This is a genomic window from Deltaproteobacteria bacterium (assembly GCA_016219225.1).
GTDB lineage: Bacteria > Desulfobacterota > RBG-13-43-22 > RBG-13-43-22 > RBG-13-43-22 > RBG-13-43-22.
This window is the reverse complement of the sequence record JACRBX010000150.1, coordinates 1-5,391: the sequence shown is the minus strand read 5'-3', so window position 1 is coordinate 5,391 and position 5,391 is coordinate 1. Positions and strand designations below refer to the sequence as shown.

At 51.9% G+C, this 5,391-nt stretch carries 5 protein-coding genes; all 5 read left to right on the top strand.

Going from position 1 to position 5,391, the window contains the following annotated elements; genetic code table 11:
* A partial coding sequence (locus HY879_12795; protein ID MBI5604221.1) for an NADH-quinone oxidoreductase subunit L occupies positions 1-649 on the top strand: 649 nt, incomplete at its 5' end.
* 75 nt (positions 650-724) lie between these two features.
* Positions 725-2,206, top strand: a complete 1,482-nt coding sequence (locus HY879_12790; protein ID MBI5604220.1) for an NADH-quinone oxidoreductase subunit M — start codon at positions 725-727, stop codon at positions 2,204-2,206.
* On the top strand, positions 2,203-3,621 hold the full coding sequence (locus HY879_12785; GenBank protein ID MBI5604219.1) for an NADH-quinone oxidoreductase subunit N: 1,419 nt from the start codon (positions 2,203-2,205) through the stop codon (positions 3,619-3,621). The genes HY879_12790 and HY879_12785 overlap by 4 nt, the downstream gene beginning before the upstream one ends.
* A gap of 473 nt (positions 3,622-4,094) precedes the next feature.
* Positions 4,095-4,373: a hypothetical protein gene (locus HY879_12780; GenBank protein ID MBI5604218.1), complete on the top strand. Its 279-nt coding sequence runs from the start codon at positions 4,095-4,097 to the stop codon at positions 4,371-4,373.
* 93 nt (positions 4,374-4,466) lie between these two features.
* On the top strand, positions 4,467-5,276 hold the full coding sequence (ubiE, locus tag HY879_12775) for a bifunctional demethylmenaquinone methyltransferase/2-methoxy-6-polyprenyl-1,4-benzoquinol methylase UbiE (GenBank protein ID MBI5604217.1): 810 nt from the start codon (positions 4,467-4,469) through the stop codon (positions 5,274-5,276).
* Positions 5,277-5,391 lie beyond the last annotated feature (115 nt).

Below are 5,391 nucleotides of genomic sequence, written 5' to 3'. Positions count from 1 at the left end.
TACTCTGTCCGATTTGAAGAATCCCTTTTGGCTTATCGCCGGATTCCTGGGCCTCTTTCTGACGCCTTACTATACCTTCCGGCCCATCTTTATTATCCTTTTCCCTCAAAAAATAGACCGGCCAGCCCTTTATGAGAAACAACCGGGGAACAGGCTCTACTGGACCATGGCCATTCCCCTCATCATCCTGGCAGCCTTTGTCCTGACACTGGGCTTTTTTGAACCCTTATTAAGGGATTTCCTGTTGGGGCCACCAACCGCCGGAGAAGGGCGGGGATGGATAACCTATGTCTCCCTGGCCCTGGTCCTTTCGGCAGTGGCCCTGGCCTGGATCGAATTCGGCCGCAAAGATTCCCCCCGGTTGGGCTTAGCCGAACGTTTTCCCAGGCTTCGGGATTTCCTGGCCGAGCGATGGTATCTGGATCATTTCTATCGGCTTGTTTTAGATAAGGTGATCTATCAGGTTTTCGCCGAACCCTTTACCCGCACGGATCAGCAGGTCATTGATGGCGGCCTCGACCGGTTTTCTAAATTCACGGTCGACAGCGGCAGGCTGGTTTCCTATCTCCAGTCCGGCAGGCTGCGCTACAATCTCTTTGTGTCCTTCGCCGTCCTGGCCGCGGTGAGTCTTTATTTTTTCTTTGCCTGAAGGGATAGAAATGGTTCAAGGTTCAAGGTCCAAGGTTCAGGGTTGATGGGATCGTATCATTCAATGAAATCTACTATGAACATTACCTACACAGGATTTCCTTTTCTGACCGCCATCCTTCTCAGTTGCCTGATAGGTCTCCTGCTGATCCTTTTCATGCCGGCTGAAAGGAAGGGCCTGATCCGCTGGGTCAGCGCGGTCTTTTCCGGGATCGCCCTGCTGCTCTCCGTCTACCTGTTCCTGGCCTACGACCGGTCTCAAGGGGGCTTTCAGTTCGCGGAAAAGGTCCTCTGGATGCGGTCTCTGGGCATCCATTATTTTAACGGGGCCGACGGGTTTAATCTGCCACTCCTGCTCTTGACGAGCATCGTCCACTTTACCGGAGTCCTGACCATGTGGGAACTGGAAACCAGGGTCAAAGAGTTTTTTGCCCTGTATTTTCTGCTGGTCCTGGGGGTATTCGGCTTCTTTATGAGCCTGGACCTGTTTTTTATCTTTGTCTGGTATGATGTCTCCCTCTTTCCCATGTACCCCCTGATCCTGATCTGGGGCACCACCAGGAAGGAATACGGGGCCATGAAGCTCTTCCTTTATCTTCTGGCCGGAAGTGCCCTGGTCCTGCCGGCCATTTTGTATCTTTTCGTAAAATCGGGGATGAATACCTTTGATTTGATCAGTTTGATGCGCTCCGGGACCTTTACGCCCTTTCAACAGAAGCTGGCCTTTGTCTTCTTTTATCTGGGTTTCGGCATCCTGGCCGGCGTCTGGCCCTTACACACCTGGTCGCCTACGGGCCACGTGGCGGCCCCGACCTCTGTGAGCATGCTCCATGCCGGAGTGCTCATGAAAATAGGGGCCTTCGGGATCCTGCGGCTGGCCATCTTTCTCTGCCCCCTGGGCTGGCAATATTGGGCGGATGGGATGGCCATCCTGGCGGTCATCGGCATTGTTTACGGCGCCTTGGTGGGCCTGACCCAAACCGATCTCAAATATGTGGTAGCCTATTCCAGTGTCTCCCACATGGGCATCGTCGGCCTGGGGCTGTCCACCATTACAGTGAGCGGTCTGAATGGGGCGGTCTTCCAGATGTTTGCCCATGGGATCATGACGGCCCTGCTTTTTTCATCGGTGGGCTATTTTCATGACAGAACCGAAACCAAGCTGATCACCGAATTGGGGGGGATGAGCAGAACCATGCCGAAGGCTTCGGCCTATTTTATTCTGGGGGCCCTGGCCGGCATGGGGGTCCCCGGTTTTGCCAATTTTTGGGCGGAATTTACCATCTTTGTTTCTTCCTTGAAAACCTTTCCCGGTCTGGGAATATTAGCTATCTCTTCCCTGGTGATCAGCGCTCTATTTATGCTGCGAGTGATTCAAAAGACCTTTTATGGCCGGCCCAATGAACGCTTTTCCCATTTGCCCGATATCTCTTTCGGCCTCGGGCTTCCCCGGATGATTCTGGTGGGCGTCCTGCTCCTTTTCGGTTTATTCCCCTCGTTGATGGTCGATCTGATACAAGCCTCGGTGACCCCTTTTATGGAGAACCTGCCGAAATGAAATGGATGCCCCTCCTGCCCGAGGCTTATTTTTTCCTGGCGGCCTTTGTTTTTTTTGTTCTGGCCCTGGTCCCCCCTTCCGGTCCAAGGCGTCATCACCTGTTGGCCCTTTTCCTGACGGCCGGAGGGCTGATAATAAGCCTGGGGGCTATGGGAGAGGACGGCTTATTTTTTTCCCAGGTTTACCGCCTCGATCTCTTTTCCCAGCTTTTCAAATTTATGCTGGCTGCCGGGGTTTTTTTAATTGTCTGCCTGTGCGACGACCTCCAGGGCATCCCGAAAGACCGCCATCCTGAATTTTATTTCCTCCTCATCCTTGGGACTCTGGCCATGATGATACTGGTCAGCGCCGTGGAGCTGCTGACCCTCTATGTTGCTCTGGAGCTGACCAGCTATTGCCTTTATCTCCTGGTCCCCTTAAGAAGGGGATACGGGATTCATCAGGAAGCGGGGATAAAATATTTTTTGATTGGTATATCGACCTCGGCTATAATGCTTTTCGGTCTGGCTTTGCTCTACGGGGCCGCCCAAACGACCTATCTTGCCGGACTTTTAAAGGTCCTTCCCCACATGATGGGATCTCCCATGGTCTTTATCGGCCTGCTTTTCACCTTAAGCGGCTTTTTCTTTAAATTGGCCTTCTTCCCTTTTCACCTCTGGGCGCCGAATGTCTATCAGGGGGCAGCCAATCAGGTGACCGCCTTTATTGCCACCTCAACCAAAGTGGCGGCCATAGCCATCCTGCTTCGTCTGGTTGCTTTGAGCGGCAGCGGCAGCCGGCCCCTGGTCCCAATCCTGGTCATTCTGGCCATCGCTTCCATGACCCTGGGTAATCTGGTGGCCCTGGTTCAACAGGATTTGAAGAGACTCTTGGGGTACTCGGCCATAGCCCATGCCGGATATGTCTTCATCGGGATCCTGACGATGAGCGAAAAGGGGTACGCCGGGGCCATCTTTTATGCCATGGCTTATCTGGCCATGAATTTTCTCTGCTTTCTGGTGGTGGTCAAAAGGGCCGGCGATGGCCAGAATCTTAAGATAACCCAATTGGCCGGATTGCATCAAAGGTCCCCCCTCCTGGCCATGGCCCTGTTGCTCGGTTTTTTCAGTCTCGGGGGCCTGCCGCCCACCATCGGCTTCACCGGAAAATTTTTGATCTTCCTGGCAGCCATGGAAAAAGGTTATTTTTATCTGGTTCTGATTGCTATGATTAATGTTGTTGTTTCCCTTTATTATTATGCCCTGGTGGTCAAGGCGGCCTACTTCCTGGAGCCCGAAAAAAATCTGCCCCCCATTCCCTTGTCCTGGCCGACCAGGCTGCTTATTGTAGTCATGGTTATTATCAATGTCGGCGGGGGCCTTTTCCCGGCTTTTTTTTATGGCCTGGCCCAGGCCGCCGCCAGGCTGGTTGTATAATGCGGGGTACTCGTTACTCGTTGCTGGTTACTCGTTAGTAACTAATGGGTCAAATTCTTCTCAAAATGGCAAGAAAATTTTTTACCACTAAGACACAAAGAAGGTCATAATTTCATGAGGGTTAAACAAACATGAAAGCTTTATGCATTTCTTCGTGCCTTCGAGTCTTCGTGGTATGCTTTTGGTTCCGGCTTGTCCGGGTTAGGGTTAGGGAAAATAACCCGATACCGGATTAAACCCTCATGCCCCATGGGGTCCATGAATCATAAAAATTTTTTTGAGGCTATGGGCGATGGACAAGGTAAAAACGATTTGAGTCGTTTTTACCTTTAGCCTACAGCCTCCTGCAACTTGCAACTTGAAACGGCGAACGACGAACGCTTAACGACGAACGGTATTTTCGAACTTACGGATTTATCCGCTTGCCCGGATTCCTTGTCCTGTGGTATTCTATTTAAAAGTTTGAGGATATTTTGAAAAAAGCCATGACCCCATTTCCTGAATCCAGTCCTTCCCCTTTTCTGCTTATGGTTGCCGGGGCCAAAGGGGCCATTGCCTCCACCCTCGGAGTTGCCATCACTGCCCTGGATAAGAATCCAAAAGGCATTCTCCCCAGCCTGACCACGGCTGATAAATTCCCCTATCTCGGACCGGCTCAAGCTGTCCGGATGGTGGGATGGGATAAAAGCCGCAAGAGTCTCCTTGAATCCATAGAGGACCTGAGCGCCTGCCGAGTCCGGATTGTGCATTGAGATGAATAGAACACAAAAATAGAGTTCGGAGTAAACCAGTTACATGATTTTTGGCGCCCCTTGGGGGCATGACGATTTGATAAGGAAATGAGAATGACAAACAATAAACCTCTCACATCCGCTCCTGAAAAAAAAGAAGGAGCCCTTCAACCTTCCACTGGGGAGGCGGAAACGGCCCAATTCGGATACCGGAAGGTTCCCGTAAAGGAAAAAGCCAACTGGGTAAGAAATCACTTCGATACGGTGGCCCAAAAATATGACTTAATGAACACCCTGCTGAGCTTCGGTATTCATTATCTTTGGAAAAGGACGGCTATCAAATGGTTGGGACTGAAACCGGGAGACCGGGTCCTCGATGTCTGCGGCGGCACCGGAGACCTTTCCATCCTGGCTTTAAAAAAGGTGCGTCCCGGCAAGGTGATCTTATACGACATCAATCGGGCCATGATGGAAATGGGCCGGCGTAAATCGACCAACGCCGCGGCCCGAAAGGAAATCTCCTTTATCCAGGGGGATGCCGAGCAAATGGCTATTAAATCCGAATCCTTCGATGCCGCCATGGTCGGATTCGGGATCCGGAATTTAACCCACATGGAAGAAGGGTTCAAAGAGATGCATCGGGTGCTCAAACCCGGAGGCCGATTGATGTGTCTGGAATTTTCCAAGCCCACCTGGCCCTGGTTCCGCTGGCTTTATGATTTTTATTCTTTCCGTATCATGCCCCTAATAGGACTCTTTTTCGTCGGCTCCCGGCAGGCCTACACTTATCTCCCCGAATCCATCCGCCTGTTTCCTTCGCCGGCCGAACTTACCCGGCGATTGGAGGAAATCGGTTTTTATCAGGTGGCTTATCGCACCCTGACCAACGGCATTGCCGTGGTGCACGTGGGAACCAAAAAATGAAACTCAACTGGGTGGAGCGGTGGGTGGTCAATAATCCCATCCGGATTTGGGGACAGCGGATGGAAATCGGCCGGCTAAGGAAACAGGCGGATGGATTCGGGGAGATAAGTGTAGG